24 protein-coding genes are annotated in these 26,774 nt (G+C 71.1%); 11 read left to right on the forward strand and 13 right to left on the reverse strand.

Annotated elements, in window-relative coordinates:
* Positions 1-16 precede the first annotated feature (16 nt).
* The gene (locus tag NW895_RS24165) at positions 17-1,273 is read right to left on the reverse strand and encodes a hypothetical protein (protein WP_289937977.1); all 1,257 of its coding nucleotides are present in this window, start codon (positions 1,271-1,273) and stop codon (positions 17-19) included.
* A 289-nt stretch (positions 1,274-1,562) separates the two neighbouring features.
* Here NW895_RS24165 and NW895_RS24170 point away from each other — a divergent pair, with 289 nt between their 5' ends.
* Complete coding sequence (locus NW895_RS24170) at positions 1,563-3,899, forward strand: SulP family inorganic anion transporter (RefSeq protein WP_289937978.1); 2,337 nt, start codon at positions 1,563-1,565, stop codon at positions 3,897-3,899.
* 131 nt (positions 3,900-4,030) lie between these two features.
* Here NW895_RS24170 and NW895_RS24175 read toward each other — a convergent pair whose 3' ends face one another.
* Positions 4,031-4,714 carry a hypothetical protein gene (locus NW895_RS24175; protein ID WP_289937979.1) on the reverse strand — a complete coding sequence of 228 codons (684 nt, stop codon included), beginning with the start codon at positions 4,712-4,714 and terminating at the stop codon, positions 4,031-4,033.
* Complete coding sequence (locus NW895_RS24180; RefSeq protein WP_289937980.1) at positions 4,711-5,397, reverse strand: RNA polymerase sigma factor; 687 nt, start codon at positions 5,395-5,397, stop codon at positions 4,711-4,713. The genes NW895_RS24175 and NW895_RS24180 overlap by 4 nt, the downstream gene beginning before the upstream one ends.
* A gap of 256 nt (positions 5,398-5,653) precedes the next feature.
* Here NW895_RS24180 and acs point away from each other — a divergent pair, with 256 nt between their 5' ends.
* The 5 genes from acs (at position 5,654) to NW895_RS24205 (ending at position 11,134) form a co-directional block, all read left to right on the forward strand.
* Positions 5,654-7,609 carry an acetate--CoA ligase gene (gene acs / locus NW895_RS24185; RefSeq protein ID WP_289937981.1) on the forward strand — a complete coding sequence of 652 codons (1,956 nt, stop codon included), beginning with the start codon at positions 5,654-5,656 and terminating at the stop codon, positions 7,607-7,609.
* Positions 7,610-7,783: 174 nt separating this feature from the next.
* On the forward strand, positions 7,784-9,217 hold the full coding sequence (nhaA, locus tag NW895_RS24190) for a Na+/H+ antiporter NhaA (RefSeq protein ID WP_289937982.1): 1,434 nt from the start codon (positions 7,784-7,786) through the stop codon (positions 9,215-9,217).
* Positions 9,218-9,326: 109 nt separating this feature from the next.
* Positions 9,327-9,812, forward strand: a complete 486-nt coding sequence (locus NW895_RS24195) for a phage holin family protein (RefSeq protein ID WP_289937983.1) — start codon at positions 9,327-9,329, stop codon at positions 9,810-9,812.
* Positions 9,809-10,792 carry an alpha/beta hydrolase gene (locus NW895_RS24200; protein ID WP_289937984.1) on the forward strand — a complete coding sequence of 328 codons (984 nt, stop codon included), beginning with the start codon at positions 9,809-9,811 and terminating at the stop codon, positions 10,790-10,792. Before NW895_RS24195 ends, NW895_RS24200 begins: the two co-directional genes overlap by 4 nt.
* Before the next feature lie 159 nt (positions 10,793-10,951).
* Positions 10,952-11,134, forward strand: coding sequence for a hypothetical protein (locus NW895_RS24205; RefSeq protein WP_289937985.1), 183 nt, complete (start codon positions 10,952-10,954; stop codon positions 11,132-11,134).
* 14 nt (positions 11,135-11,148) lie between these two features.
* Here the strand turns inward: NW895_RS24205 and NW895_RS24210 are convergent, their stop codons facing one another.
* The 3 genes from NW895_RS24210 to nth all read right to left on the reverse strand — a co-directional run bounded on the left by NW895_RS24210 (position 11,149) and on the right by nth (position 14,308).
* Complete coding sequence (locus tag NW895_RS24210; RefSeq protein ID WP_289937987.1) at positions 11,149-12,348, reverse strand: MarP family serine protease; 1,200 nt, start codon at positions 12,346-12,348, stop codon at positions 11,149-11,151.
* Between the two features lie 120 nt (positions 12,349-12,468).
* Entirely contained in the window at positions 12,469-13,158 is a 690-nt protein-coding gene (locus NW895_RS24215; protein ID WP_289937989.1) for a CoA pyrophosphatase, read from the reverse strand.
* Between the two features lie 91 nt (positions 13,159-13,249).
* On the reverse strand, positions 13,250-14,308 hold the full coding sequence (gene nth, locus NW895_RS24220) for an endonuclease III (RefSeq protein WP_289937990.1): 1,059 nt from the start codon (positions 14,306-14,308) through the stop codon (positions 13,250-13,252).
* Positions 14,309-14,647: 339 nt separating this feature from the next.
* Here nth and NW895_RS24225 point away from each other — a divergent pair, with 339 nt between their 5' ends.
* Positions 14,648-15,322: a Crp/Fnr family transcriptional regulator gene (locus NW895_RS24225; protein WP_029382547.1), complete on the forward strand. Its 675-nt coding sequence runs from the start codon at positions 14,648-14,650 to the stop codon at positions 15,320-15,322.
* Positions 15,323-15,454: 132 nt separating this feature from the next.
* On the opposite strand, the gene NW895_RS24230 is transcribed toward NW895_RS24225, so the two are convergent.
* The 5 genes from NW895_RS24230 to NW895_RS24250 form a co-directional block, all read right to left on the reverse strand.
* The gene (locus tag NW895_RS24230; RefSeq protein ID WP_289937998.1) at positions 15,455-16,285 is read right to left on the reverse strand and encodes an MBL fold metallo-hydrolase; all 831 of its coding nucleotides are present in this window, start codon (positions 16,283-16,285) and stop codon (positions 15,455-15,457) included.
* Positions 16,282-17,160, reverse strand: coding sequence for an NUDIX hydrolase (locus NW895_RS24235; RefSeq protein WP_289937999.1), 879 nt, complete (start codon positions 17,158-17,160; stop codon positions 16,282-16,284). The genes NW895_RS24230 and NW895_RS24235 overlap by 4 nt, the downstream gene beginning before the upstream one ends.
* A 59-nt stretch (positions 17,161-17,219) precedes the next feature.
* Positions 17,220-18,209 (reverse strand): alpha/beta hydrolase, encoded by a 990-nt coding sequence (locus NW895_RS24240; RefSeq protein WP_289938000.1) that lies wholly within the window; start codon positions 18,207-18,209, stop codon positions 17,220-17,222.
* Between the two features lie 659 nt (positions 18,210-18,868).
* Positions 18,869-19,336, reverse strand: a complete 468-nt coding sequence (locus NW895_RS24245; protein ID WP_289938001.1) for a RidA family protein — start codon at positions 19,334-19,336, stop codon at positions 18,869-18,871.
* A complete protein-coding gene (locus tag NW895_RS24250; protein ID WP_142194045.1) occupies positions 19,333-19,494 on the reverse strand; it encodes a DUF4177 domain-containing protein in 162 nt (53 codons plus the stop codon). Before NW895_RS24250 ends, NW895_RS24245 begins: the two co-directional genes overlap by 4 nt.
* Positions 19,495-19,599: 105 nt before the next feature.
* Between NW895_RS24250 and NW895_RS24255 the strand changes: the two genes are divergently transcribed.
* Both NW895_RS24255 and NW895_RS24260 read left to right on the forward strand, forming a co-directional pair.
* Positions 19,600-20,577 (forward strand): ArsA-related P-loop ATPase, encoded by a 978-nt coding sequence (locus NW895_RS24255; protein WP_289938002.1) that lies wholly within the window; start codon positions 19,600-19,602, stop codon positions 20,575-20,577.
* A complete protein-coding gene (locus NW895_RS24260; RefSeq protein WP_289938003.1) occupies positions 20,574-21,917 on the forward strand; it encodes an ArsA family ATPase in 1,344 nt (447 codons plus the stop codon). The genes NW895_RS24255 and NW895_RS24260 overlap by 4 nt, the downstream gene beginning before the upstream one ends.
* Positions 21,918-21,930: 13 nt before the next feature.
* Here the strand turns inward: NW895_RS24260 and wblA are convergent, their stop codons facing one another.
* Positions 21,931-22,269, reverse strand: coding sequence for a transcriptional regulator WblA (wblA, locus tag NW895_RS24265; protein WP_289938004.1), 339 nt, complete (start codon positions 22,267-22,269; stop codon positions 21,931-21,933).
* 530 nt (positions 22,270-22,799) lie between these two features.
* Between wblA and NW895_RS24270 the strand changes: the two genes are divergently transcribed.
* Positions 22,800-25,076, forward strand: a complete 2,277-nt coding sequence (locus tag NW895_RS24270; RefSeq protein ID WP_289938006.1) for a transglycosylase domain-containing protein — start codon at positions 22,800-22,802, stop codon at positions 25,074-25,076.
* A gap of 82 nt (positions 25,077-25,158) precedes the next feature.
* Here the strand turns inward: NW895_RS24270 and NW895_RS24275 are convergent, their stop codons facing one another.
* The gene (locus NW895_RS24275; RefSeq protein WP_289938007.1) at positions 25,159-25,623 is read right to left on the reverse strand and encodes a GatB/YqeY domain-containing protein; all 465 of its coding nucleotides are present in this window, start codon (positions 25,621-25,623) and stop codon (positions 25,159-25,161) included.
* Between the two features lie 134 nt (positions 25,624-25,757).
* Between NW895_RS24275 and NW895_RS24280 the strand changes: the two genes are divergently transcribed.
* A complete protein-coding gene (locus tag NW895_RS24280) occupies positions 25,758-26,684 on the forward strand; it encodes a metallophosphoesterase (RefSeq protein WP_289938009.1) in 927 nt (308 codons plus the stop codon).
* Positions 26,685-26,774 lie beyond the last annotated feature (90 nt).

The following is a 26,774-nucleotide window of genomic DNA, read 5'->3' on the forward strand; positions in this document are numbered from 1 at the left end:
CATGGCCTGACTGCGGCTACTGCCGGGCCGCCCGCGTCCCGGGCGCCCCCTTCGGGGCCGGGGCGTGCCGGGCCGCCAGGAAGGACGCCCAGCCTCGCTCGGGGGCCTCGCCGACCTTCAGCGTGCGCAGCTTCCGAAGCGTCCCGGGGTCCTGGGCGTCCAGCCAGTCCGCCAGCTGTCGGAAGGAGACACAACGCACCTCGGGCTTGGTGCACACCCGCTCGATCACGTCCTCGACGGCGCGCATGTAGGTGCCGCCGTTCCAGGACTCGAAGTGGTTGCCGATGATCAGGGGTGCGCGGTTGCCGTCGTAGGCCCGGCGGAAGCCACTGAGCAGGCTGTCCCGCATCTGCCGGCCCCAGCGCGCGTGGTGGCGGGGGTCTCCCTGGGTGCTCCTGCCCGACTGGCTGAACATGAAGTTGTAGTCCATGGTGAGCTGCTCGAACGAGTGGCCGGGGAACGGCACGAGCTGCATCGACAGGTCCCACAGGCCGTGCTTCTTCTCAGGCCAGACCTGGTCGTTGATGCCACTGCTGTCGTAGCGGAAGCCCAGCTGGCGGGCGGCCCGCAGGAAATTCTTCCGGCCCTCCAGGCAGGGCGTGCGGGCTCCGATGAGTTCCTTGTCGTAGTCGAAGGGCAGTGGGGCCGCGTCCGTCATCCCCGCGTTGGTCCGCCAGGTCTTCACAAACCGCTTGGCCTGGGCGACCTCCTCCTTCCACTCCTTGACCGACCACTCGCCGACCCCGCCGTCGCTGCCACAGAAGTGGCCGTTGAAGTGGGTGCCGATCTCGTTGCCCTCCAGCCACGCCAGGCGTAGCTGCTTCACGGTGTCGGCAATGCCCTGCCGGTCGTTGAAGCCGATGGTGGAACGGCCCGGGGAGTGCTGCGGCGGCTTGTACAGGTCACGCTTGTCCTCCGGCAGCAGGTACACGCCGCTGAGGAAGTACGTCATCGTCGCGTTGTTGTCCCGGGCCACCTTGCGGAAGCGGGAGAACAGCCGCTGACCGTCCTCCGCCGCGCCGTCCCAGGAGAACACCACGAACTGCGGGGGCTTCTGGCCGGGCCTGAGACGCCCCGGTCTGGGCAGGTGCGGCTGCGCTCCGGTGTACGCGGTGGACCCGTCACCGATCAGCCGCACAGCGCTCTTGGGCGCCGGGGCCGGGCCGGGCACCCCTTCCCGAGGCCCTTTGACGCCGGCCCCGCAGCCGGCGAGCGAGACGGCGCAGGCCGCGGCGACCACACTGCCCGCGGCGATCCTCTCAGCGGCGGCCATGTCCGCTCACCTTCTTCCTTCTCTCGGCCAACGCCGCCAAGGTCCCATGGACCCGAAAAGGAATTAACACGACAAGCAGACTTAAGGGCTACTTCACCCTTCGGAGTGATTCGTTACGCCATTTGCCCGGAATGTCTATGCCTGGCCTTTACTCTGCATTACGATCCATTTACCGAGCGTTGATCATCCCGCCGCTGTACGCCGTGACCCACGGCCGCGACCGACCCCCCGACGCGAGAGGGGGGACCACCTGTTCCGCGACCGCGCAGCCCCGGAGGAGACGGGAAACATGTCAGCTTGCATCCCCACCCGCGCCACCGACCCGACTCGGACCAAGCGCATCCACCAACCCCACAGCCCGCCGCCGACCCGACCGCGCCGCTTCCGCATCGCGGGCGCCGACGTGTCGGCCTCGATCGCCGTCTTCCTGATCGCCCTGCCCCTGTCCCTGGGCATCGCCCTCGCCACCGGCGCGCCCCTCCAGGCCGGCCTCGTGGCCGCCGCGGTGGGTGGCATCGTCGTCGGATGGCTGGGCGGCTGCCCACTCCAGGTCAGCGGCCCCGCCGCCGGACTCACGGTGGTCACCGCCGACCTCATCCACCGCTACGGGTGGCGTACGACCTGCGCCATCACCGTCCTGGCCGGCCTCGCCCAGCTGGGCCTGGGCTGTCTGCGGGTGGCGCGTTCGGCGCTCGCCGTCAGCCCCGCCATCGTGCACGGCATGCTCGCCGGCATCGGCGTCACCATCGCCGTCGCCCAGCTGCACATCGTCCTCGGCGGCACTCCACAGAGTTCCGTCCCCGACAACCTCCGTGCCCTGCCCGCCCAGTTGGCGGGGCTGCAGCCGGCCTCCGTGTCGGTGAGCGCGCTGACGCTGACCCTGCTGCTGCTCTGGCCACGGCTCCCCGGCCGGGCCGGTCGGCTGCTGCGCAAGGTCCCGGCCGCGCTCATCGCCGTCGCGGGATCCACCGCGGTCGCGGCGCTCGCCGGGCTGCGCCTGCCCAAGGTCGACCTGCCGACCTGGACCAGCCACGCTCTGGCCGCGCTGCCCGAGGGCCCGGTGCTCGGCCTCGTCGCCGCGGTACTCACCACCACGCTGGTGTGCAGCGTTCAGTCCCTGCTCGGCGCGGTCGCCGTGGACAAGCTGGTGGCCGCACGGCCGGCCCTGCCCGCCCAGGTCGGGCGCGCCGACCTGGACCGCGAGCTGCTCGGCCAGGGCGCCGCCAACATCGTCTCCGGCACACTCGGCGGACTGCCCGTGGCCGGCGTGGCCGTGCGGAGTTCGGCGAATGTGAACGCGGGTGCCGTGAGCCGGAACTCCACGATGCTGCACGGCGTTCTCGTAGTGGTCGCCGCGCTGCTGATGGTCCCCGTCCTGGAGCTCATCCCGCTCGCCTCGCTCGCCGCCCTGGTGATGGCCGTCGGCATCCAGATGGTGTCCCTGAACCACATCCGCACGGTGACCCGCCACCGTGAAGTGCTGGTGTACGTCGTCACCACCCTCGGCGTGGTGTCCCTCGGCGTCCTGGAGGGTGTCGGACTGGGGGTCGCCATGGCCGTCGGCGTCGCCCTGCACCGCCTCACCCGCACCCGTATCACCCACGAAGAAAGGGAAGGAGTCCATCACGTACACGTAAGAGGGCAGCTGACGTTCCTCGCGGTGCCGCGGCTCAGCCGGGCCCTGCATCTCGTACCCCAAGGGGCCGAAACCGTCGTCGAGTTGGACGGGTCGTTCATGGACCACGCGGCCTACGAGACGCTGCAGGACTGGCAGAACACACACACCGCGCGAGGCGGCACCGTCGAGATCACCGGCCGCCGTCCCGGCACGCGCATCGCCGAGCCGGCGGACCCCGCGGGATGCCGCTGCCGTCCCTGGACGCCCTGGCGCAACCACCAGTGCGAACGCCCGCAGGCCGCACTGCTCCACGGCAGCCCCGAGGGCGGAACCGGTGAGCCGAGCGGACACGAACTGGCCCGAGGCATCAGCGCGTTCCAGCGCAACACGGCACCCCTGGTGCGCAGCGAGCTGGCCCGGCTGGCGCGCGAAGGGCAGCGGCCCTCGCAGCTGTTCCTGACCTGCGCCGACTCACGGCTGGTCACCTCGATGATCACCTCCAGTGGTCCGGGCGACCTCTTCGTGGTGCGCAACGTGGGCAACCTCGTACCGCTGCCCGGCGAGGAGAGCGGCGACGACTCGGTGGCCGCGGCGATCGAGTACGCGGTGGACGTGCTGAAGGTGCGCTCCATCACGGTGTGCGGGCACTCCGGGTGCGGAGCCATGCAGGCACTGCTCAACTCCGAGCCCGGGGGCGCCCAGACGCCGCTCAAGCGGTGGCTGCGGCACGGGACGCCGAGCCTGCAGCGCATGGCCGACGACAGCCGCCCCTGGGCCGGGCTGGCCGGACGCGAACCCGCCGACGCGGTCGAGCGGCTCTGCCTGACCAACGTGGTCCAGCAGTTGGAGCACCTGCGCGCCCACGAGTCGGTGGCCCGCGCCCTGCGGGAAGGCGAGCTGGAGCTGCACGGGATGTACTTCCACGTGGGCGAGGCCCAGGCCTACCTGCTCACCGACACGGGCGGGGACCGGGTGTTCGACCACGTACGCGCCGACCAGCCGGCGTAAGTGCGGGGCCCGCGGGGTGCGGTCACGATCGAGCGCACCCCGCACCGGCGACGCCGGGCACCGCCGGCCAGGGCCATCGGCCCCCGCCCCAGGGCACTTCAGCACTTCAGCACTTCGCACCTCGGCCCGGGTCAGCCGAAGGACTCCGGCTCACAAGGCTTCATCCGACCCTTGATCGCGTAGAACCTCTCGGTGTTCGGACCGGGTTCGCCGTCCTTGCGGGCGGTGTTCTCGATGCCGAGGGAGTCGCCGGGATGCAGGGTGACCTGCCACTCGCGGTCGAAGGCCGGGTCGGTGGGGCCGACGGGGACGGAACCGTCCTCGGGCGCCTTGTCACCGATGAAGGCCCGGTCGACGGTGCCCGACAGCAAGGTCCCCCGCGGCTGGGCGCACTGGTGGCCGAACGGCAGGCTGTCGATGGTGACGTCGATGCCCTCGGCACGCAGTCGTTCGGCCAGCCGGCGCTGGGACTCGGGGCCGATCACGAGCTTGACGAGGGTGAGCGTGACACTGCCGTCGCCGTGCCGTTCGACCGCGTACGCCGGTGAGTCGGCCGGGGACCCCGGCACGAGCACCACCGCGAGACCGGCCAGCGCGCAGGCCCCCGCGGCGAGGGCGAGCCGCCGGCCGGTGAGCAGCCCCCTGGCCCGAGGGCGCCTCACCACACCCACCCCGCGCAACTCGGCTCCGCACAACTCGGTTCCGCGCATCTCCGCCGCCCGCGCCTCGGCCCCGCCCGCCTCGACGCCACGCACCTCGATCTCATGCTGCAACTCCCGCAGCAGCCGGTCCTCGAACGTCGTCTTCGTGTTCATGCCTCTCCTCCAGACCCCTCGGCTCCCCTGACGCCCCTGACACCCCTGGCTGGCCCGTTGCCCCCGCGCCCGACGCCTCCGGGCCCGCCCGCTCCCCCCATGGCGTACGACAGGGCCGTACCGCGCTGCCGGTCCGGCACCGCCGTGTCCGCCTCCGCCCGCAGGGCCTTGCGGGCTCGGTGCAAGCGGACTCGGGCCGTGACCTGGCGGATGCCCAGCGCGGCCGCCGCCTCCGTGACCGTGAGCTGGTCGACCACGACCAGCTCCACGACGGCCCGTTCGCCGTCCGGCAGCCGTTCCAGCGCGGCGAGCGCACGACGGCCCGGGCTCTCGGCGTCGAGCTTGTCCTCGAGCCGGGCGATGTCGTCGGACTCCAGCAACCGCCGCCCCGAGACGCGCACCTCACGCGCCGTCTCCCGGGCTGTCCGACGGCGCTCGGAGGCGACGACATTGCGGGCGATGCCGTAGAGCCAGGCCCGCTCTCCACCCCGCCCGGGGCGGTAGGTGTGGGCGGAGTCCAGGACCGCGAGGAACACCTCGGCCGTCAGGTCCGCCACCGTGTGGACGTCGGCGACACGCCGGGCCACGAAAGACGTCACGGCGTCCACGTGGCGCCGGTAGAACTCTTCGAAGAGCTGGGGGTCGCGTGCCGCCGCGGTGGGCCCGCCCCGTATGTCGTCCACTCGTGTCCCCTCTCGTCGGTGCGCTTCACCTGTAGTTGGGCCGGAGTGTGAAAGGCGTTACAAGTGCTGAACTCCGGCGGCCCGACGTCCGTGGGTACGGATGACCCAAGCCGCCGTAAAGCCCACGGAAAAGTCCTGCGGAGACCCCCGCGAACAGGTCTAAACCATTTTCCGGACGGCCCTTGTCACCGGACCACCCGGTCTGATGAGCTGTGGCCTGGGACACAGCCGGACAACCCTGGGAAAGGGAGCAGTCGTGAGCAATGAAAGCCTGGCCAACCTGCTGAAGGAAGAACGCAGGTTCGCACCCCCCGCAGACCTGGCCGCGCACGCCAACGTCACCGCGGAGGCGTATGAACAGGCCAAGGCTGACAGGCTCGGCTTCTGGGCCGAGCAGGCCCGCCGGCTGACCTGGGCCAAGGAGCCGACGGAGACCCTCGACTGGTCGAACCCGCCGTTCGCCAAGTGGTTCAAGGACGGCACGCTCAACGTCGCGTACAACTGCGTGGACCGGCATGTGGAGGCCGGGCACGGCGACCGCGTCGCCATCCACTTCGAGGGCGAGCCCGGCGACAGCCGCGCCCTCACCTACGCCCAGCTCAAGGACGAGGTCTCCAGGGCGGCCAACGCCCTGCTGGAGCTGGGAGTCGAGAAGGGCGACCGCGTCGCGATCTACATGCCGATGATCCCGGAGACGGCGGTCGCGATGCTGGCCTGCGCCCGGATCGGCGCCGCGCACTCGGTCGTCTTCGGCGGCTTCTCGGCGGACGCGCTCGCGACCCGTATCCAGGACGCCGACGCCCGGGTCGTCATCACCTCCGACGGCGGCTACCGGCGCGGCAAGCCGTCCGCGCTCAAGCCGGCCGTCGACGAGGCGGTCGAGAAGGCGGGCAACGTCGAGCACGTCCTCGTGGTCCGCCGCACCGGCCAGGAGGTCGCCTGGAACGACTCCCGCGACGTGTGGTGGCACGAGCTCGTCGAGCGGCAGTCCGCCGAGCACACGCCCGAGGCGTTCGAGGCGGAGCACCCGCTGTTCATCCTCTACACCTCCGGCACGACGGGGAAGCCGAAGGGCATCCTGCACACGTCCGGGGGCTACCTCACGCAGACCTCGTACACGCACTGGGCCGTCTTCGACCTCAAGCCGGAGACCGACGTGTACTGGTGCACCGCCGACGTCGGCTGGGTCACCGGGCACTCGTACATCGTCTACGGGCCGCTCGCCAACGGCGCCACCCAGGTCATGTACGAGGGCACGCCGGACACCCCGCACCAGGGCCGGTTCTGGGAGATCGTGCAGAAGTACGGCGTCACGATCCTCTACACCGCGCCCACGGCCATCCGTACGTTCATGAAGTGGGGCGACGACATCCCCGCGAAGTTCGACCTGTCCTCCCTCCGCATCCTGGGATCGGTCGGCGAGCCGATCAACCCCGAGGCGTGGATCTGGTACCGCAAGAACATCGGCGCCGACAGGACACCGGTCGTCGACACCTGGTGGCAGACCGAGACCGGCGCGATGATGATCACCCCGCTGCCCGGCGTGACGGAGGCCAAGCCGGGGTCGGCGCAGCGGCCGCTGCCCGGCATCTCCGCGACCGTCGTCGACGACGAGGCGAACGAGGTGCCGAACGGCGGCGGTGGCTACCTGGTCCTCACCGAGCCGTGGCCGTCGATGCTGCGCACCATCTGGGGCGACGACCAGCGGTTCATCGACACGTACTGGTCACGCTTCGAAGGCAAGTACTTCGCCGGTGACGGTGCCAAGAAGGACGACGACGGCGACATCTGGCTGCTGGGCCGGGTCGACGACGTGATGCTCGTGTCCGGGCACAACATCTCCACCACGGAGGTCGAGTCGGCGCTCGTCTCCCACCCCTCGGTGGCCGAGGCGGCCGTCGTGGGCGCGGCGGACGAGACGACCGGTCAGGCGATCGTGGCGTTCGTGATCCTGCGCGGTACGGCGGCGGAGACCGAGGACCTGGTGGCGGAGCTGCGCAACCACGTCGGCGGCGCCCTCGGGCCGATCGCCAAGCCCAAGCGGATCCTGCCGGTGGCCGAGCTGCCCAAGACCCGCTCCGGCAAGATCATGCGGCGCCTGCTGCGGGACGTCGCGGAGAACCGTCAGCTCGGTGACGTCACCACGCTGACGGACTCGACCGTCATGGACCTCATCCAGGCCAAGCTCCCGGCGGCGCCGAGCGAGGACTGAGAGTACGTACGTCCCTGAGGGGCACCCGGCAGACAGCGCCGGGTGCCCCTTTCGGCACCTGATGCAGGGATCGCCGGATTCCTCCCCACGTACTTTGGATAGGCTGAACAAAATAGGTGCGCCGGGAAGTCTGGTCGGCAGTCGTTCCGTCCTGCCCACCGACCGGAGGTCCCCGTGGCCACGCCCCGCACCACCACCCGCAAAATCCTCGGACGTCTGTCCCTGCCCGAGCGGACCTTCGTCGCGGACGCGCTGCGCACCGAGACCGTCGGCGGTGTGCTGCTGCTCGTCGCCGCGATCACGGCGCTGCTCTGGGCGAACGTCCCCGCGCTGCACGACAGCTACGAAAGCGTCGGCCACTTCCACCTCGGCCCCGAGGCCCTCGGCCTGCACCTGTCGGTCGAGCACTGGGCCGCCGACGGACTGCTCGCGATCTTCTTCTTCGTCGCCGGTATCGAGCTCAAACGCGAACTCGTCGCCGGGGACCTCAAGGACCCCCGGGCCGCCGTGCTGCCGGTCGTGGCCGCGGCGTGCGGGATGGCCGTACCGGCGCTCGTGTACATCCTCACGAACGTCACCGGCGGCGGCTCCCTGGCGGGCTGGGCCGTGCCCACCGCCACGGACATCGCCTTCGCGCTGGCCGTGCTCGCGGTCATCGGCACGTCGCTGCCCAGCGCCCTGCGCGCCTTCCTGCTCACCCTGGCCGTCGTCGACGACCTGTTCGCGATCCTGATCATCGCGGTCTTCTTCACCGACGACATCGACCTCGCCGCGCTCGGCGGCGCCGTCGTCGGCCTCGCCGTCTTCTGGCTGCTGCTCAGGAAGAACGTACGCGGCTGGTACGTGTACGTCCCGCTCGCCCTCGTCATCTGGGCGCTGATGTACAACAGCGGCGTCCACGCCACCATCGCCGGCGTCGCCATGGGCCTGATGCTGCGCTGCACGGCGCGCGAGGGCGAGGAGCACTCCCCCGGCGAGCGCATCGAGCACCGCGTGCGCCCTCTGTCGGCGGGTCTGGCCGTGCCGCTGTTCGCGCTGTTCAGCGCGGGTGTCTCGGTCTCCGGCAGCGCACTGGGCGACGTGTTCACCCAGCCGGAGACGCTCGGTGTGGTCCTCGGGCTGGTGGCCGGCAAGGCGATCGGCATCTTCTGCGGCACCTGGCTGACGGCCCGTTTCACCAGGGCGGCGCTCAGCGACGACCTCGCATGGGCCGACGTCTTCGCGGTGGCGACCCTCGCCGGCATCGGCTTCACCGTCTCGCTGCTCATCGGCGAGCTCGCCTTCGAGGGCGACACGGCGATGACGGACGAGGTCAAGGCGGCCGTCCTGACCGGCTCCCTCGTCGCGGCGGCCCTGGCGACGGTGCTGCTGAAGCTGCGCAACGCCAAGTACCGCAGGCTGTCGGAGGCCGAGGAGCGCGACGAGGACAGCGACGGCATCCCGGACATCTACGAGGAGGACGACCCGGCGTACCACCTGCGCATGGCCGGCATCTACGAGCGCAAGGCCGCCGAGCACCGCAGGCTCGCCGAGCTGAAGGCCGCCGAACGACGCGGGCTTGCCGAAGTGCCGGGCGGGGCAGGCGATGACCGCGGCGGTCCGGCATGATCTGACGAGACGGTACAAAAGACGGGACCGTACGCAGTCGGACACACGTCAGACAGAAGACGGCACCGCACTCGGAAGACGGAACCGTACGCAGAAGAGGGAGACCGCGATGAGCGCACCCGACGGCAGCCCGGTCGGCGCCGAACGCAGCATCGGCCAGCTGTTCGCCTCGGCCACGACCGACTTGTCGGCGCTGGTGCACGACGAGATCGCGCTGGCGAAGGCACAGCTGAAGCAGGACGTCAAGCGCGGGGCGACGAGCGGCGGCGCGTTCACGGTGGCCGCCGCGATCCTGCTGTTCTCGCTGCCGATGCTCAACTTCGCGCTGGCGTACGGCATCCGGACCTGGAGCGACTGGAACCTCGCGATCTGCTTCCTGCTGTCCTTCGCGGCGAACGTCCTCGTCGCGGTGGTCCTCGCGCTGATCGGTGTGACCTTCGCGAAGAAGGCCAAGAAGAGCAAGGGCCCGCAGAAGGTCGCCGCCTCGATGAAGGAGTCCGCGGGCGTGCTGCAGAAGGCCAAGCCGCACCCGCGGCAGGCGCTGGAGGACCGGTCGCCCGAGGCCATCGAGGCTGTGGCACGCTCATCCTCATGACGGGCTCCTCCACTCCTTCCGGTCCTTCCGGTCCTTCCGGGCCATCCCCCTCGGCGCAACCCGCTTCGGTCGTACGGCTCGACGTCCCCGGCGGGCGGGAAGTGACCCACCGGGACGTGGCCGCCAACGGCGCGCGCTTCCACATCGCGGAGCTCGGGGACGGGCCGCTGGTGCTGCTGCTGCACGGCTTCCCGCAGTTCTGGTGGACCTGGCGGCACCAGCTGGTCGCGCTCGCCGACGCCGGCTTCCGGGCCGTCGCCATGGACCTGCGGGGCGTCGGCGGCAGCGACCGCACCCCGCGCGGATACGACCCCGCCAACCTCGCCCTCGACATCACCGGCGTCATCCGCTCCCTGGGCGAGCCGGACGCCGCGCTGGTCGGCCACGACCTGGGCGGCTACCTGGCGTGGACGGCGGCCGCGATGCGCCCCAAGCTGGTACGGCGCCTCGCGGTGGCCTCGATGCCGCACCCCCGCCGCTGGCGCTCGGCGATGCTCGCCGACGTCAGGCAGACGAAGGCGGGCTCGTACATCTGGGGGTTCCAGCGGCCCTGGATCCCGGAGCGGCAGCTGACCGCGGACGACGGCGCGCTCGTGGGACGGCTGATCCAGGAGTGGTCCGGGCCCCGTCTGCCGGACGACGAGGCGGTTCAGGTCTACCGGCGCGCGATGTGCATCCCGTCCACGGCGCACTGCTCGATCGAGCCGTACCGCTGGATGGTGCGGTCCCTCGCACGCCCCGACGGCATACAGTTCAACCGCCGCATGAAGCGGCCGGTGCGGGTGCCGACGCTGCACCTGCACGGCTCACTCGACCCGGTGATGCGCACGCGCAGCGCGGCCGGGTCCGGCGAGTACGTCGAAGCGCCGTACCGCTGGCGGCTGTTCGACGGACTGGGGCATTTTCCGCAGGAGGAGGATCCGGTCACTTTCTCCGCGGAACTGATCAACTGGCTGAAGGATCCCGAGCCCGATCGCTGACCGATCCGATCGGGGACGACCTGCAACGGTGACCGAACGGGCGCACCCGGTGTCCGGACCGGAATGCCTGTCCCAGGAGCGGCCACTTGCCCGGCGCATAGGCCAATTGGGGGCTCCGGAGGCGGTTATCGACCTTGGGCCAGGGGCAGACGTCGGGGTATGGGCTGGACGCACGACTACAGTGACGCAGCACGCGATCGCCGCTCCACGAGCGGTGTGAGCACCCACCAGCGCGATGGATCCGCGCAGCTGCCGGAGACCGATCTCAGGGTGGGAATCCCGCGCATCCTGCGCCGCCGGGCCCGCTGGGTCTCGGTACGCCTGCGGCACACTCGCGGCTGACGCCTCCCAGCGGCTCAGAGCGCGCAGCTGTCGCTGTCCACCTGCTGGTTCGCGGTGCGCCCCCTGGTGATGTCCTCCTGGATCTCGTCCGCGGTGAGCGCGTACCCCGTCTCGGCGTCGTCGAGTGACTTGGCGAAGACCACGCCGTAGACCTTGCCGTCAGGGGTGAGCAGCGGGCCGCCGGAGTTGCCCTGGCGGACGGTCGCGTAGAGCGAGTAGACGTCGCGGCGGACGGTGCCGCGGTGGTAGATGTCCGGGCCGTTGGCCGTGATGCGGCCGCGCACACGCGCGGCACGGACGTCGTACGCCCCGTTCTCCGGGAACCCGGCGACGATCGCGCCGTCGCCGCGGCTCGCGTCCTCGGAGGTGAACCGCAGCGCGGGCGCGCTCAGGTCGGGCACGTCCAGTACGGCGATGTCGCGCTGCCAGTCGTAGAGGACGACCTTGGCGTCGTACTTCCGGCCCTCACCGCCTATCTGCACGGTGGGCTCGTCGACACCGCCCACCACGTGCGCGTTGGTCATGACACGGCGGTCGGCGAAGACGAAGCCGGTGCCCTCCAGGACCTTGCCGCAGCTCTGGGCGGTGCCCATGACCTTGACGATGGAGCGCTGCGAGCGGGTGGCCACCGGGCTGCCCGCCAGCGCCGGGTCCGGGGGCTGCACGTCGGTGATCGGCTCGTTGGAGAACGGGCTGAAGACCTGCGGGAAGCCGTTCTGCGCGAGGACGGAGGAGAAGTCCGCGAACCAGGTGTCGGCCTGGGTGGGCAGCGCCCGGGAGACACCGAGCAGCACCTTGGAGCTGCGGACCTCCTTGCCGAGCGTCGGCAGGGTGGTGCCCGCGAGGGCGGAGCCGATCAGCCAGGCGACCAGCAGCATCGCGACGACGTTGACGAGGGCGCCACCGGTCGCGTCCAGGGCGCGGGCCGGGGACCAGGTGATGTACCGGCGCAGCTTGTTGCCGAGGTGTGTGGTCAGGGCCTGGCCGACGGAGGCGCAGACGATCACGACGACGACGGCGACGACGGCCGCGGTGGTGCTCACCTCGGCGTTGTCCGTCAGGGCGTCCCAGATGACGGGGAGCGCGTAGACGGCGGCGAGACCGCCGCCCAGGAAGCCGATCACCGACAGGATGCCGACGACGAAGCCCTGGCGATAGCCGACGATCGCGAACCACACGGCGGCGACCAGCAACAGGATGTCCAGCACGTTCACCGCTTCAAGCCTCGCCTCGTCAGTCCGCGGTCACCGCAGGTCGGCCGGGAGGTCAGCACGCCGTGCAGCGGCATTCGGACACAGCGTTCCCCGGGAAAACACAGCACGGCAGACACCCTGTCATGACCGCCAGTCGAGCGGGACCTGCTTCCCCCTGTCCCAAGGTCGTTCCCAGCCCGCGTAGTGGAGCAGCCGGTCGATGATTCCGGCCGTGAAGCCCCACACCAGGGCCGATTCGACCAGAAATGCCGGACCTTGGTGGCCCCTGGGGTGAATGGCTGTCACGCGGTTGTCCGGATTCGTGAGATCCGCCACGGGAACGGTGAAGACCCTGGCGGTCTCTTTCGGGTCGACGACTCCTACCGGGCTCGGCTCGCGCCACCAGGCCAGCACCGGGGTGACGACGAAGCCGCTGACCGGGATGTAGAGCTTGGGCAGGACCCCGAAGAGCTGCACGCCGGCCGGATCGAGCCCGGTCTCCTCCTCCGCCTCGCGGAGCGCGGCCCGCAGCGGCCCCTCGGCCCCCGGGTCGCCGTCCTCGGGGTCGAGGGCGCCGCCCGGGAAGGAGGGCTGGCCGGCGTGGGAGCGCAGGGAGCTCGCCCGCTCCATGAGCAGCAGCTCGGGGCCACGCTCGCCCTCGCCGAACAGGATCAGCACGGCGGACTGCCGCCCGGCGCCGTCCTCCGGCGGCAGGAAGCGGCTCAGCTGGCCCGGCCGCACCGTCTCCACGGCCCGCACCACCGGATCCAGCCAGCCGGGCAGGCCCTCCTTGCTGAGTGCCACGCCCCGGGTGTTGCTCGCGTGCGTCATCGCCACCCCCGTCGTCCTGCCGGGTCCAACGCCCGACGGCCCCGAGATCGTTCCTGGGTCCCTTCCCGGGGGCCCCGCGACGCCCGGGGCGTCATCCGGCGGCCCTCAGCGGCGGCGCCGGTGTGCCGCCCGCGTCCAGGTATGCCTGCGGGGGTTTCAGGCGCTGGCCCGGGAAGCCGCCCTTCTCGTACTTGAGCAGCTTCCTCGCCTTCTCCGGGTCCGTCTCGCCCTCGCCGTACGCCGGGCAGAGCGGGGCGATGGGGCAGGCGCCGCAGGCGGGCTTGCGGGCGTGGCAGATGCGGCGGCCGTGCCAGATCACATGGTGCGAGAGGTCCGTCCAGTCGCTCTTGGGGAACAGCGCGCCGACGGCGGCCTCGATCTTGTCGGGGTCGGTCTCGCCGGTCCACTCCCAGCGGCGCACCAGGCGCTGGAAGTGCGTGTCCACGGTGATGCCGGGGCGGCCGAAGGCGTTGCCGAGGACGACGAAGGCGGTCTTGCGGCCGACGCCGGGCAGCTTGACGAGGTCCTCCAGGCGCCCGGGGACCTCGCCGCCGAACTCCTCCGTCAGGGCCTTGGACAGCCCCATCACCGACTTGGTCTTGGCCCGGAAGAACCCGCAGGGACGCAGGATCTCCTCGACCTCCTCGGGGTTGGCGGCGGCCAGGTCCTCCGGGGTCGGGTACTTGGCGAACAGGGCCGGCGTGGTCTGGTTGACCCTGAGGTCGGTGGTCTGGGCGGACAGGACCGTGGCGACCAGCAGCTGGAAGGGGTCGTCGAAGTCCAGCTCGGGGTGGGCGTACGGGTAGACCTCGGCGAGCTCACGGTTGATCCGGCGGGCACGGCGGACCAGGGCGGTGCGCGACTCCTCCCTCGGCGGCCTGGAGGCGACGGTCTGCGCGGGGGCGACACCCTTGACGGCGGCCGTGCCGTCCTTGGGGGCGGCGACCACTTTCCTGGGGGGCGGTGCCTTTTTCACGGCGGCCTTCTTGGGGGCGGCCTTCTTGGCGGGCGCGGCCTTCTCGGAAGGCGGCACCTTCTGCACGGCCGCCTTCTTCCCGGCCGTCTCCTTCGCAGCCGCCTTCTTCCCGGCCGTCTTCTTTACAGCCGTCTTCTTCGCGGTCGTCTTCTTCGCAGCGGCCGTCTTCTTCACAGGCGCAGCCTTCTTTGTCGCTTTCGCCGTTTTCCTGCCGCCATCGGGGCTCTGTTCGCCCACAGCGGAATCTCGACGTACAACCACCCGTCCAGCCCCCTCGGCCTGTGCTCTCACCGGCGATTTGGACACCCGGCCAGCCTACGGCCCGGCTCGGACATCCGTCCCGGACCCCGAAGATCGGCCCCCAATTGGACCCCTGCCGCGTACCCCGGGACGCCGGTGCGGCATCCTTGTGACAGATCACACTGTTTGGACCGCCCAGCACAATGGGCACCACGGTCCCCTGGTACACGGGGGATGCACTATCCCCTGAGCAGGTCGACAAGGAGAGAACTCGTGGACGACGTTCTGCGGCGCAACCCGCTCTTCGCGGCGCTCGACGACGAGCAGGCCGCGGAGCTCCGCGCCTCCATGAGTGAGGTGACCCTCGCCCGCGGCGACTCGCTGTTCCACGAGGGCGACCCCGGTGATCGCCTGTACGTGGTCACGGAAGGCAAGGTCAAGCTCCACCGCACGTCCCCCGACGGCCGCGAGAACATGCTGGCCGTCGTCGGCCCCGGCGAGCTCATCGGCGAGCTGTCGCTCTTCGACCCGGGCCCCCGCACGGCGACCGCCACGGCACTGACCGAGGTCAAGCTGCTCGGGCTCGGCCACGGCGACCTCCAGCCCTGGCTGAACGCCCGCCCCGAGGTGGCGGCGGCGCTGCTGCGCGCCGTCGCGCGGCGGCTGCGGAAGACCAACGACGCGATGTCCGACCTGGTCTTCTCGGACGTCCCCGGCCGCGTGGCCCGGGCCCTGCTGGACCTCTCCCGCCGCTTCGGCGTGCAGTCCGAGGAGGGCATCCACGTCGTGCACGACCTGACGCAGGAGGAGCTGGCCCAGCTGGTCGGCGCCTCCCGCGAGACGGTCAACAAGGCCCTGGCGGACTTCGCCCAGCGCGGCTGGCTCCGCCTGGAGGCCCGCGCGGTGATCCTGCTGGACGTGGAGCGGCTCGCCAAGAGGTCCCGCTGACGTTCGGCCGTACACCGAGAGGGCCCGTCTCGTGAGAGACGGGCCCTGTTCGTGCGACGGCCGGCCGAGGGCCGGGTGCCACGGCCGGCCGGGCTAGGCCTCGCGACGCCGGGATGATCCAAACGACAGGGCCTAGATGAGCCCGTGCTCCTCCAGGTAGTCCAGCTGCGCCCGTACCGACAGCTCCGCGGCCGGCCACAGTGAGCGGTCCACGTCCGCGTACACGTGGGCGACGATCTCGGGTGCCGTCCGGTAGCCGTCCTCGACGGCCGTCTCGACCTGGGCCAGGCGGTGGGCGCGGTGGGCGAGGTAGTACTCGACGGCGCCCTGGGCGTCCTCCAGGACGGGACCGTGGCCCGGGAGCACCGTGTGCACGCCGTCGTCGACGGTGAGGGACCTGAGCCGCCGCAGGGAGTCCAGGTAGTCGCCGAGGCGGCCGTCCGGGTGCGCCACGACCGTCGTACCGCGTCCCAGGATGGTGTCGCCGGTCAGCACGGCCTGGTCGGCCGGGAGATGGAAGCAGAGCGAGTCCGCGGTGTGTCCGGGGGTCGGTACGACCCTCAGCTCCAGGCCGCCGACGCGGACGACGTTCCCGGCGGACAGCCCCTCGTCGCCGAGCCGCAGCGCCGGGTCCAGGGCCCGCACCTTGGTGCCGGTCAGCTCGGCGAAGCGCGCGGCGCCCTCCGCGTGGTCGGGGTGACCGTGGGTCAGCAGGGTGAGGGCGACGCGCCTGCCGGCCCGCTCGGCCGTGTCGATGACGGTGCGCAGGTGGCCCTCGTCCAGCGGGCCCGGGTCGACCACGACGGCCAGGTCGGAGTCGGGTTCCGCGAGGATCCAGGTGTTCGTGCCGTCCAGGGTCATCGCCGAGGCGTTGGGCGCCAGGACGTTGACGGCCCGTGCGGTGGCCGGGCCCGTGAGGACCCCGCCCCGTGGCTGGCCGGGCAGGGTGCTTGCGTCCGTCATGCGGGGGCTCCCCCGGTCCGGGTCGTCGGGATGTGCTTGGTGAACTCGTCGTGGCCGGGCCAGGAGAGCACGATCTCGCCGTCCTCCAGGCGTGCCTCGGCGAGGACGGGCGTCAGGTCGCGCCCGGGGGCCGCGGCGAGCGCCTCCGCCGCCGTGCCGTACGGCGCCAGCTGGCGCAGGGTCGCGATGGTCGGCGGCATCATCAGCAGCTCGCCCTTGTCGTAGCCGTCGGCCGCGTCCTGAGGGCGGGTCCACACGGTGCGGTCGGCCTCCGTGGAGGCGTTGCGCGTGCGCTGCCCCTCCGGGAGGGCGGCCACGAAGAACCACGTGTCGTAGCGGCGGGACTCGAACTCCGGGGTGATCCAGCGGGTCCAGGCGCCCAGGAGGTCCGAGCGGAGCACCAGCCCGCGGCGGTCCAGGAACTCGGCGAAGGACAGGTCCCGGGCGACCAGTGCCGCACGGTCCGCCTCCCAGTCGGCGCCCGTGGTGTCGCCGGCCACGGAATCGGGCGTCGGGCCGGCGAGGAGGACGCCCGCCTCCTCGTACGTCTCCCGTACGGCCGCGCAGACGATCGCCTGGGCCCCGGTCTCGTCGACGCCGAGTCGGTCCGCCCACCACGCGCGCGTGGGACCGGCCCAGCCGATGTCACGGTCGTCGTCGCGCGGGTCGACCCCGCCGCCCGGGTAGGCGTACGCGCCCCCGGCGAACGCCATGGAGGCACGCCGGCGCAGCATATGGACCCTGGGCCCGGTGTCGGTGTCCTTCAGGAGCATGACGGTGGCCGCGCGTCTCGGGGTGACCGGCGTCAGGGTGCCTGCCGCCAGCGCGCGGATGCGGTCGGGCCACTCCGGGGGGTACCACTGCCCATTCGCCATGGCCGGAGGCTATCCCGTGACGGGCGGATGTTCGAGTGGCCCCCGTGCCTGCTCCCGCGTCAGACGGTGAGGGAGGCCAGCCAGCCGGTCAGGAGGCGGTTCGTCTCCTCGGGGCGTTCCTGCTGGAGCCAGTGGCCGCAGCCGTCCAGGAGGTGCGAGGCGGTCAGTCCGGGCAGCGTGCGGGGGTACGCCTCGATGGCGTCGGACAGCCAGGTCGTGGAGGGGTCCAGGCTGCCGCCGAGGAACAGGGACGGCTGGGTGACGGGGGCGCCGTGGTGGTCGGCCAGGTCCGCCCAGTCCCGGTCCATGTTCCGGTAGCGGTTGAGGGCACCGGTCATGCCGGTGCGTTCGAACTCCCCCGCATAGACGTCGAGGCCGTCCTCACCGAGCCAGGACGGCAGCCCCCCGGACGGGAACCGGTCGCGCATCCTGCCGCCGCGGGCGACGAAGTGCGGGCCGGGGACGCCGGGCGCGGGCATGGTGTCGGCGGACAGGGCCGCGTAGAACCCCGCGAGCCAGCCGCGGACGTCGGGCTCGATCTCCGCCTCGGCCCGGCCGGGCCGCTGGAAGTAGGAGACGTAGAACTCCTCGCCGCCGTCCGCTCCCATCCCCGCGAAGACCTCGCTGGGCCGGGGCCCGCCGGGCGGGGTGTACGGCACGCTCAGCAGGCCCACCGCACGGAACACATCCGGTCGCAGCAGCGCGGAGGTGGCGGCGATGGTCGCGCCCCAGTCGTGCCCGACGATCACCGCGGACCGCTCGCCCAGGGCCTCGACCACGGCGACGTTGTCCGCCACCAGGTCGAGCATCCGGTACGCGTCCACCGCATCCGGCCGGGAGGAGCGCCCGTAGCCGCGCACGTCGATCGCTGCCGCGCGGAAGCCGGCGGCGGCCAGCACGGGCAGCTGGCGACGCCACGAGTACCAGGACTCCGGGAAGCCGTGGACGAGCAGGACCAGCGGTCCGGTCCCCTGTTCCACCAGGTGGATCCGTCCGGCGGGCGAGGGCACCAGGCGGTGGACGGTTTCGGTCACGGGCGTCTGCGGCATGGGGCCCTCCCGGGCGCTGGATCCGACCGGTGCCGGGGCCGTTGGCGGCCGCTGCCGGCGGGCTGGGCGCGGACCGTCACCGACAGCCGCTGCGCACCGGGGCACCGGCAGCGAGCATGCGGGGGGCGGGGTGGAGCGAGCGAGGCTATTTGCCGTTTCGGCAACATGAGCGGCGGCGGAGCAGCGCCTTGCGGGCCGGCCCTCCGAGATACAGCCCATCAAGGGTGCGGTCCGCCTCTCCCAGGCCGCGTGCGACGCCCTGTGCGGCCACCCCGGCGCGACGCTCCCGCACGACCGCCGATGGGCATGTCCTGGCCAGGGGTGCCACGCCCCGTACGACGGCCAGGCCGCAGCCCCGTCCCGGAGGCCACGACGTCGGCGGGCGCTGTTCGGGCGCGCCGACGGCGGCCACGGCGGGTCGGCCGGCGCAGCGCGTCGATCACCGGTCCGCCGCCATGGGCGAGGAGCTGCGGTGCGGCGCGCGGTGCGCGGGCGCGAGGGGCTGGGCGGGTCGGGTCGTCCGCCGCCGAGCCCGCAGTCTCGTGGGCGCCGACGCCGTGCTTGCCGGGGGCGCCGCCGCCGACACCCGACGTCGCCGCCGCGTGCCGGGCGTCCGCCGGCCGGACCGGCCGCCGTGAACCCACCGCCCCGCGGAGCCCTTACGCCTCCGTCAACTCCACCTGGATCTCGACCTCCACCGGCGCGTCCAGCGGCAGTACCGCCACGCCCACCGCGCTCCTCGCGTGGACGCCCTTGTCGCCGAGGACCTCGCCCAGGAGTTCGCTCGCGCCGTTCAGCACGCCCGGCTGCCCGGTGAAGTCCGACGCCGAGGCCACGAAGCCCACGACCTTCACCACGCGCGCGATGCGGTCCAGGTCGCCGGCGACGGACTTGACGGCGGCCAGGGCGTTCAGCGCGCAGGTGCGCGCCAGGTCCTTGGCCTCCTCCGGCGTGACCTCCGCACCCACCTTGCCGGTGACCGGGAGCTTGCCCTCCACCATCGGCAGCTGACCGGCCGTGTAGACGTAGACCCCCGACTGCACGGCCGGCTGGTAGGCGGCCAGCGGCGGCACGACCTCGGGCAGCGTCAGGCCCAGCTCGGCCAGCCGCGCCTCGACCGCGCTCATCCCTGCTTCTCCCGCTTCAGGTAGGCGACGAGCTGCTCGGGGTTGTTCGGCCCGGGCACGACCTGGACGAGCTCCCAGCCGTCCTCGCCCCAGGTGTCCAGAATCTGCTTCGTGGCGTGCACGAGCAGCGGCACGGTTGCGTATTCCCACTTGGTCATGCGGCCGACTCTAGTCGCTGTCCGGCGCTGGTCGGCGGGCGGCCGCGACCGCGTTATCCACAGCCTCCCGCTTAGGTCGCACCGGGACTGGTTACGCTCGAAGACGTGAGCAGGCTCCAGGTCGTCAGTGGCAAGGGCGGTACCGGTAAGACCACGGTGGCCGCGGCCCTCGCGCTGGCCTTGGCCACGGAGGGGAAGCGGACGCTTCTCGTCGAGGTCGAGGGCCGCCAGGGCATCGCGCAGCTCTTCGAAACGGAAGCGCTGCCTTATGAGGAGCGGAAGATCGCCGTCGCTCCCGGGGGCGGGGAGGTGTATGCCCTCGCCATCGACCCCGAACTGGCCCTTCTGGACTACCTCCAGATGTTCTACAAACTGGGGAGCGCCGGACGGGCCCTGAAGAAGCTCGGCGCGATCGACTTCGCCACCACCATCGCGCCCGGTCTGAGGGACGTACTCCTCACCGGGAAGGCGTGCGAGGCGGTGCGGCGGAAGGACCGGAGCGGGCGGTTCGCGTACGACTACGTCGTCATGGACGCGCCACCGACCGGGCGCATCACACGGTTCCTCAATGTCAACGACGAGGTCGCCGGGCTCGCGAAGATCGGCCCGATACACAATCAGGCGCAGGCCGTGATGCGGGTGCTGAAGTCGTCGGAGACGGCCGTGCACCTGGTGACGCTGCTGGAGGAGATGCCCGTCCAGGAGACGGCGGACGGCATCGCCGAGCTGCGGTCCGCGCGGCTGCCGGTGGGGCGGATCATCGTGAACATGGTGCGGCCGGGGGTGTTGGACGGGGCCGACCTGGAACTCGTACGGACGGTGCCGCGTTCCTCCGTTGCCAGGGCGCTGTCGTCCGCCGGGCTCGGCGGGGCGCGGCGGGGCGGGCACGCCGAGCGGCTGGTGGACCCGCTGCTGGAGCAGGCCGCGGAGTACGCCGAGCGCTACGCGCTGGAGCAGGAGCAGCGGGCCGTGCTCGCCGAGCTGGGCCTGCCGCTGCACGAACTGCCACTGCTCGCCGAGGGCATGGACCTGGCGGGTCTGTACGAACTGGCCACGGAGCTGCGGAAGCAGGGGATGTCATGAGTCCGGACCCGGCCCACGCGCACCACCACCTGTCCCCCACGCGCGTACTCGACCTCGATCCGCTGCTCGACGACCCCAAGACCCGCATCGTGGTGTGCTGCGGCTCGGGCGGCGTCGGCAAGACCACGACCGCGGCCGCGCTGGGCCTGCGGGCCGCCGAGCGGGGCCGCAAGGTCGTCGTCCTCACCATCGACCCGGCCCGCCGGCTCGCCCAGTCGATGGGCATCGACTCCCTCGACAACACGCCGCGCCGTGTGAAGGGCGTCGAGGGGGATGGCGAGCTGCACGCCATGATGCTCGACATGAAGCGCACCTTCGACGAGATCGTCGAGGCGCACGCGGACCCCGAGCGGGCAGCCGCGATCCTGAGCAACCCCTTCTACCAGTCGCTCTCGGCGGGCTTCGCGGGCACGCAGGAGTACATGGCGATGGAGAAGCTGGGGCAGCTGCGCGCCCGGGACGAGTGGGACCTGATCGTCGTCGACACGCCGCCCTCCCGCTCCGCGCTCGACTTCCTGGACGCCCCCAAGCGGCTCGGGTCCTTCCTGGACGGGCGGCTGATCCGGCTGCTGACGGCCCCGGCGAAGCTGGGCGGACGCGCCGGGATGAAGTTCCTGAACGTCGGCATGTCGATGATGACCGGCACCCTCGGCAAGCTGCTCGGCGGACAGCTCCTGAAGGACGTACAGACGTTCGTGACCGCGATGGACACGACCTTCGGCGGGTTCCGCACACGCGCGGACGCCACGTACAAGCTGCTCCAGGCACCGGGCACGGCGTTCCTGGTGGTCGCGGCCCCGGAGCGGGACGCGCTGCGCGAGGCCGCGTACTTCGTGGAGCGGCTGGCGGCCGAGAACATGCCCCTCGCCGGCCTGGTGCTCAACCGGGTGCACGGCAGCGGCGCCGACGGGCTGTCGGCCGAGCGGGCGCTCGCGGCCGCGGAAAATCTTGAGGATTCCCGCATTGTCGATCAGGACGGCGGGAAAGCTGGACTTCGTAACTCCCCCGAAACGTACGACAGTTCAGGCTCTCCCGTTTCCGGAACAGCTCCCGGAACAGCCTCCGAAACACCAACTCCCGACGACGACTCCCCCACGACCGCGGACACTGCCACGGACCAGGAGCGTTCCGTCGACCAGCTCACCGCGGGCCTGTTGAGGCTGCACGCGGACCGTATGCACCTGCTCGCCCGCGAGCAGCGCACGCGTGACCGCTTCACCGCGCTCCATCCCGAGGTGGCGGTGGCCGAAGTGGCCGCGCTGCCCGGCGACGTGCACGACCTCACGGGGCTGCGGGACATCGGGGACCGCCTCGCGGCGGCCCGGCCGGAGCTGTCGTAGGCCCGAGGGCCCCTCAGCTCACGGCCGCGTAGTCCTCGTACACCTCGTCGTCATCCAGGGCTACGACGCCGGAGCCGCGCTCGTACTCCGAGCGTGCCGTCTCCAGCAGTCGGCGCCAGGAGGTCACGGTGGGCCGCCTGCGCAGCAGTGCGCGGCGCTCCCGCTCCGTCATGCCTCCCCACACGCCGAACTCGACGCGGTTGTCCAGCGCGTCCGCCAGGCACTCCGTGCGTACCGGACATCCGGTGCACACTGCCTTGGCCCTGTTCTGCGCTGCTCCCTGCACGAACAGTTCATCCGGATCGGTAGTGCGGCAGGCGGCCTGCGCACTCCAGTCGGTTACCCAGCCCATACCGGCGCCGTCCTCTCCCGAATCGAGGCTCCCCCACGGCGGCAGCGGCATATTCACCGCCGCCAGTTGAGGACGTTACGGAAGGTGGGCACAGTGCAACACCCCCAGCGGGCCCAATCTTGAATGGCCCGAACGGACTATGCGTAAGCGGCAGATCACCCGGGGGAGTGAGCTGGCGGCATACGCGACTATTCCGTCATTCCTGGACGGTTCTGTTGCACCACAACGGGCACCACGTGACACACAAGGCGGATTCGGGCACGGACCCCACACGCCTCGGCACACCTCGACACAACCACCCACCCCTGCCGGACAGCCGACAAGAACCGGGCAGTCACCCCGAACAAACGGACCAGGCAACCGCTCCGACAGCATCCCGACAGCAACCCGACAGAAAAAAGTCGAGAAAAACCGGAACGCTTCGAGGTCGCCGGACGTATTGATACGTGGCCTCACTGCTGTGACAGTTGAGAGCAGCTTAGGCCAAGGCATACACGCGTGTCCGGCGAATGAGAACGTAGGCTGCCCTCATGCCAAACAAGCGCTCGGGCGGTGGTCTGTCGCCAGCACAGCAGGCCGCCAAGTTCCTCGGTGTCAGTGTGCTCGCGGGAGCGGTCCTGGCCGGCCTCGCGCTGCCCGCCGTGGGCGCGCTGGGTCTGGCCGCCAAGGGATCGGTCGAGAGCTTCGACGAACTCCCGGCCACCCTGAAGACCCCTCCGCTCAGTCAGCGCACCACGATCCTCGACGCCGACGGCGGCACGATGGCCACGGTCTACTCACGCGACCGCACCGTCGTCGACCTCAAGGACATCTCGCCGTACATGCAGAAGGCGATAGTCGCCATCGAGGACGCCCGCTTCTATCAGCACGGCGCGGTCGACCTGAAGGGCATCCTGCGCGCGCTGAACAAGAACGCGCAGAGCGGCGGCGTGTCCCAGGGCGCGTCCACGCTGACACAGCAGCTGGTGAAGAACGTCGCCGTGGAAGAGGCCGGCAACGATCCGACGAAGGTGGCCCAGGCCACACAGCAGACGCTCGGCCGCAAGATCCGCGAGCTGAAGTACGCGATCCAGCTGGAAGAGGAGCTGAGCAAGAAGCAGATCCTCGAGAACTACCTGAACATCACCTTCTTCGGTCAGCAGGCCTACGGCGTCGAGGCCGCCGCCCAGCGCTACTTCTCCAAGTCCGCCAAGGACCTGAACCTCCAGCAGGCGGCCCTCCTGGCCGGCATCGTCCAGTCGCCCAGCCGGTACGACCCGGTCAACGACGAGGCGGAGGCCACCAAGCGCCGCAACATCGTGCTGCAGCGCATGGCGGATGTCGGCGACGTCTCCCAGGCCGAGGCCGACCAGGCGAAGAAGACGCCGCTCGACCTCAAGATCAGCCGCCCCAAGAACGGCTGCATCACGGCGGTCAAGGGCGCGAGCTTCTTCTGCAAGTACGTGGAGAAGGAGTTCCTCAGCGATCCGGTCTTCGGCAAGTCCCGGGAGGAACGGGCGAAGATCTGGAACCAGGGCGGCCTGACGATCCGTACGACGCTCGACCCGCAGGCGCAGGCGTCGGTGCAGGCCTCGCTCAAGGACCACGTCTACAAGTCCGACAAGGTCGCCGCGGCGGCCACGCTGGTCCAGCCCGGCACCGGCAAGATCGTCGCGATGGGCCAGTCGAAGCCGTACGGCTACGGCAAGAACGAGACCGAGCTCAACTACTCGGTCGACTCGGCCATGGGCGGCTCCAACTTCGGCTTCCCGACGGGTTCGACGTTCAAGCCGTTCGTGGCGGCGGCCGCCCTGGAGGAGGGCCGGCCGGCGACGCAGGAGTACTCGTCGCCGTACGAGATGGAGTACCCGAGCCCGGTCCAGACGTGCGACAGCAAGCCGTGGGTGAACAGGCGCGGCGAGAAGCTGGAGAACGAGAACGAGTCCGAGGTCGGCCCGTACCGGATGAAGGAGGCGATGGCCAAGTCGGTCAACACCTACTTCGTCCAGCTCATCTCCGACATCGGCCTGTGCCCGGTCGTCAACGTCACCGACAAGCTGCACGTGCGTCAGGGCAACGGCGACAAGCTGCCGGAGACCCCGTCCATCGCCCTCGGCTCGATCGGCCTGTCCCCGCTGACGATGGCGAGCGCGTACGCCGCCTTCGCCTCCCGGGGCATGTACTGCACGCCGATCGCCATCGAGTCGATCACGCAGAAGGTCGGCAACAAGCAGAAGTCGCTGGACGTACCCAAGTCGACCTGCTCGCGGGCCATGTCCGAGAAGACCGCGGACACCGTCAACACGCTGCTGCGCGGCGTGGTCGACTCCGGTACCGGTAAGCAGGCCGGCCTCTCCGACCGGGAGAGCGCGGGCAAGACGGGTACGACCGACGAGCGCAAGAACGCCTGGTTCGTCGGCTACACGCCGAACATGTCGGGTGCCGTCTGGGTCGGCAGCGCCACGCAGAAGGTCAAGATGCAGAACATCTCGATCGGCGGCCGCTACCACAGCCTGGTCTTCGGTGGCGAGGTCCCCGGCCCGATCTGGAAGGACGCCATGGCCGGCGCCCTGGTGGGCAAGCCCGTCGAGTCCTTCAACCTGGTCGACATCCCGGACGGCGGCGACCGCGACCGGGGCAACGACGAGGACAACGGCGGCGGCAACGGGAACGGCAACGGCAACGGCAACGACGGCTTCATCGGCGGCCTGATCGACGGCGGCACCGACGGCGGCGCGTTCCCGACGCCCTCCTTCTCCCTCCCGGAGAACTTCTTCCAGGGACAGGGCAATGGGGGGAACGGCAACGGGGGTGGCGGGAGGCGCTGAGGCGCCGGCCTTGAGGATGCCGACGGCCCCTTCGTTTCCCAGGGAGACGAAGGGGCCGACTTGTTTTCGGGGGCGGTGCCGGTCAGCCGGCGAGCAGCTTCTTGACCGCGGCGGCGACGCGGCCGCCCTCGGCCTGGCCGGCCACCTTCGGGTTCACGATCTTCATGACCGCGCCCATGGCCCGCGGCCCCTCGGCACCGGCCGCCTTCGCCTCCTCGACGGCCTGGGCGACGATCGCGTTCAGCTCCTCGTCGGTCAGCTGCTTCGGGAGGTACGCGGCGAGCACCTCGCCCTCCGCCTTCTCCCGCTCGGCCTGCTCGGCGCGACCTCCCTGCGCGAAGGCGTCGGCCGCCTCGCGCCGCTTCTTCGCCTCGCGGGTGATCACCTTCTGCACCTCGTCGTCGGAGAGCTCACGCTTCTCCTTCCCCGCGACCTCCTCCTTGGTGATCGCGGCGAGCGTCAGCCGGAGCGTCGAGGAGCGGAGCTCGTCGCGCTCCTTGATCGCGGCGTTGAGGTCATCCTGCAGCTTCGACTTGAGCGTGGTCATGGGGATGATTGTCGCAGGTGCGGAAGGAAGGGTGCCCCTTGATTTGGGGGGTACCGATGCGAGGGACGTTCCGGCAGGGCACTCGGCAGGGCGCTCGGCGCGGCGTACCGGCGGTGGTCTGACACGATGGTCGTATGCGCGCGCGATACGGAGTGCCCCTGGGAATCACGGCGGCCGGTGCCGCCGGACTGTTGTACGCGGCGGGCTTCGAGGCCCGCTCCTTCCGCCTTCGACGGGTGACGGTCCCCGTCCTGCCTTCCGGCATGCGCCCCCTGCGGGTGCTCCAGGTCTCCGACATCCACATGGTCGGCGGCCAGCGCAAGAAGCAGCGCTGGCTGCGTTCACTGGCGGGCCTGCGCCCCGACTTCGTGATCAACACAGGGGACAACCTCTCCGACCCGGAGGGCGTCCCGGAGGTCCTGGACGCGCTCGGCCCCCTGATGGACTTCCCGGGCGCGTACGTCTTCGGCTCCAACGACTACTACGGCCCCAACCTCCGCAACCCCGCCCGGTACCTGATCGAGAAGGTCCAGGGCCGCCACGGCCTGAACGGCAACCCGCCCGTCGTCGGCGCGGTCCACAACCCGTGGGAGGACCTGCGGGACAACTTCGACGCGGCGGGCTGGGTCAACCTCACCAACACCCGCGGCACGCTGAAGATCGACGGCGTGTCGGTCGAGCTCACGGGCCTGGACGACCCGCACATCAAGCGGGACCGCTACGACGAGGTCGCCGGCGGCCCGTCGGGCTCCGCCGACTTCTCGATGGGCGTGGTCCACGCCCCGTACCTGCGCGTCCTGGACGCCTTCACGGCCGACGGCTACCCCCTGATCCTGGCCGGCCACACCCACGGCGGCCAGCTCTGCATCCCCTTCTACGGCGCCCTCGTCACCAACTGCGACCTGGACACGGACCGCGTGAAGGGCCTGTCCACGCACACGGCGGACGGCCGTACGGCGTACATGCACGTGTCGGCGGGCTGCGGGACGAACCGTTACACGCCGGTACGGTTCGCTTGTCCGCCCGAGGCGACGCTGCTGACGTTGGTCGGGCGCGAGTAGGCGCGGGCGGGACGTACGAGCGGTAGTGGTCGCGAGCGGGAGCGGCGCCTGGTCGCCTACCGGGCAGCAGGGGCCAACCGCACGCGACCA

Origin of the sequence: Streptomyces sp. S.PNR 29, assembly GCF_030386795.1 — a bacterium.
In the GTDB taxonomy this organism is placed as follows: domain Bacteria; phylum Actinomycetota; class Actinomycetes; order Streptomycetales; family Streptomycetaceae; genus Streptomyces.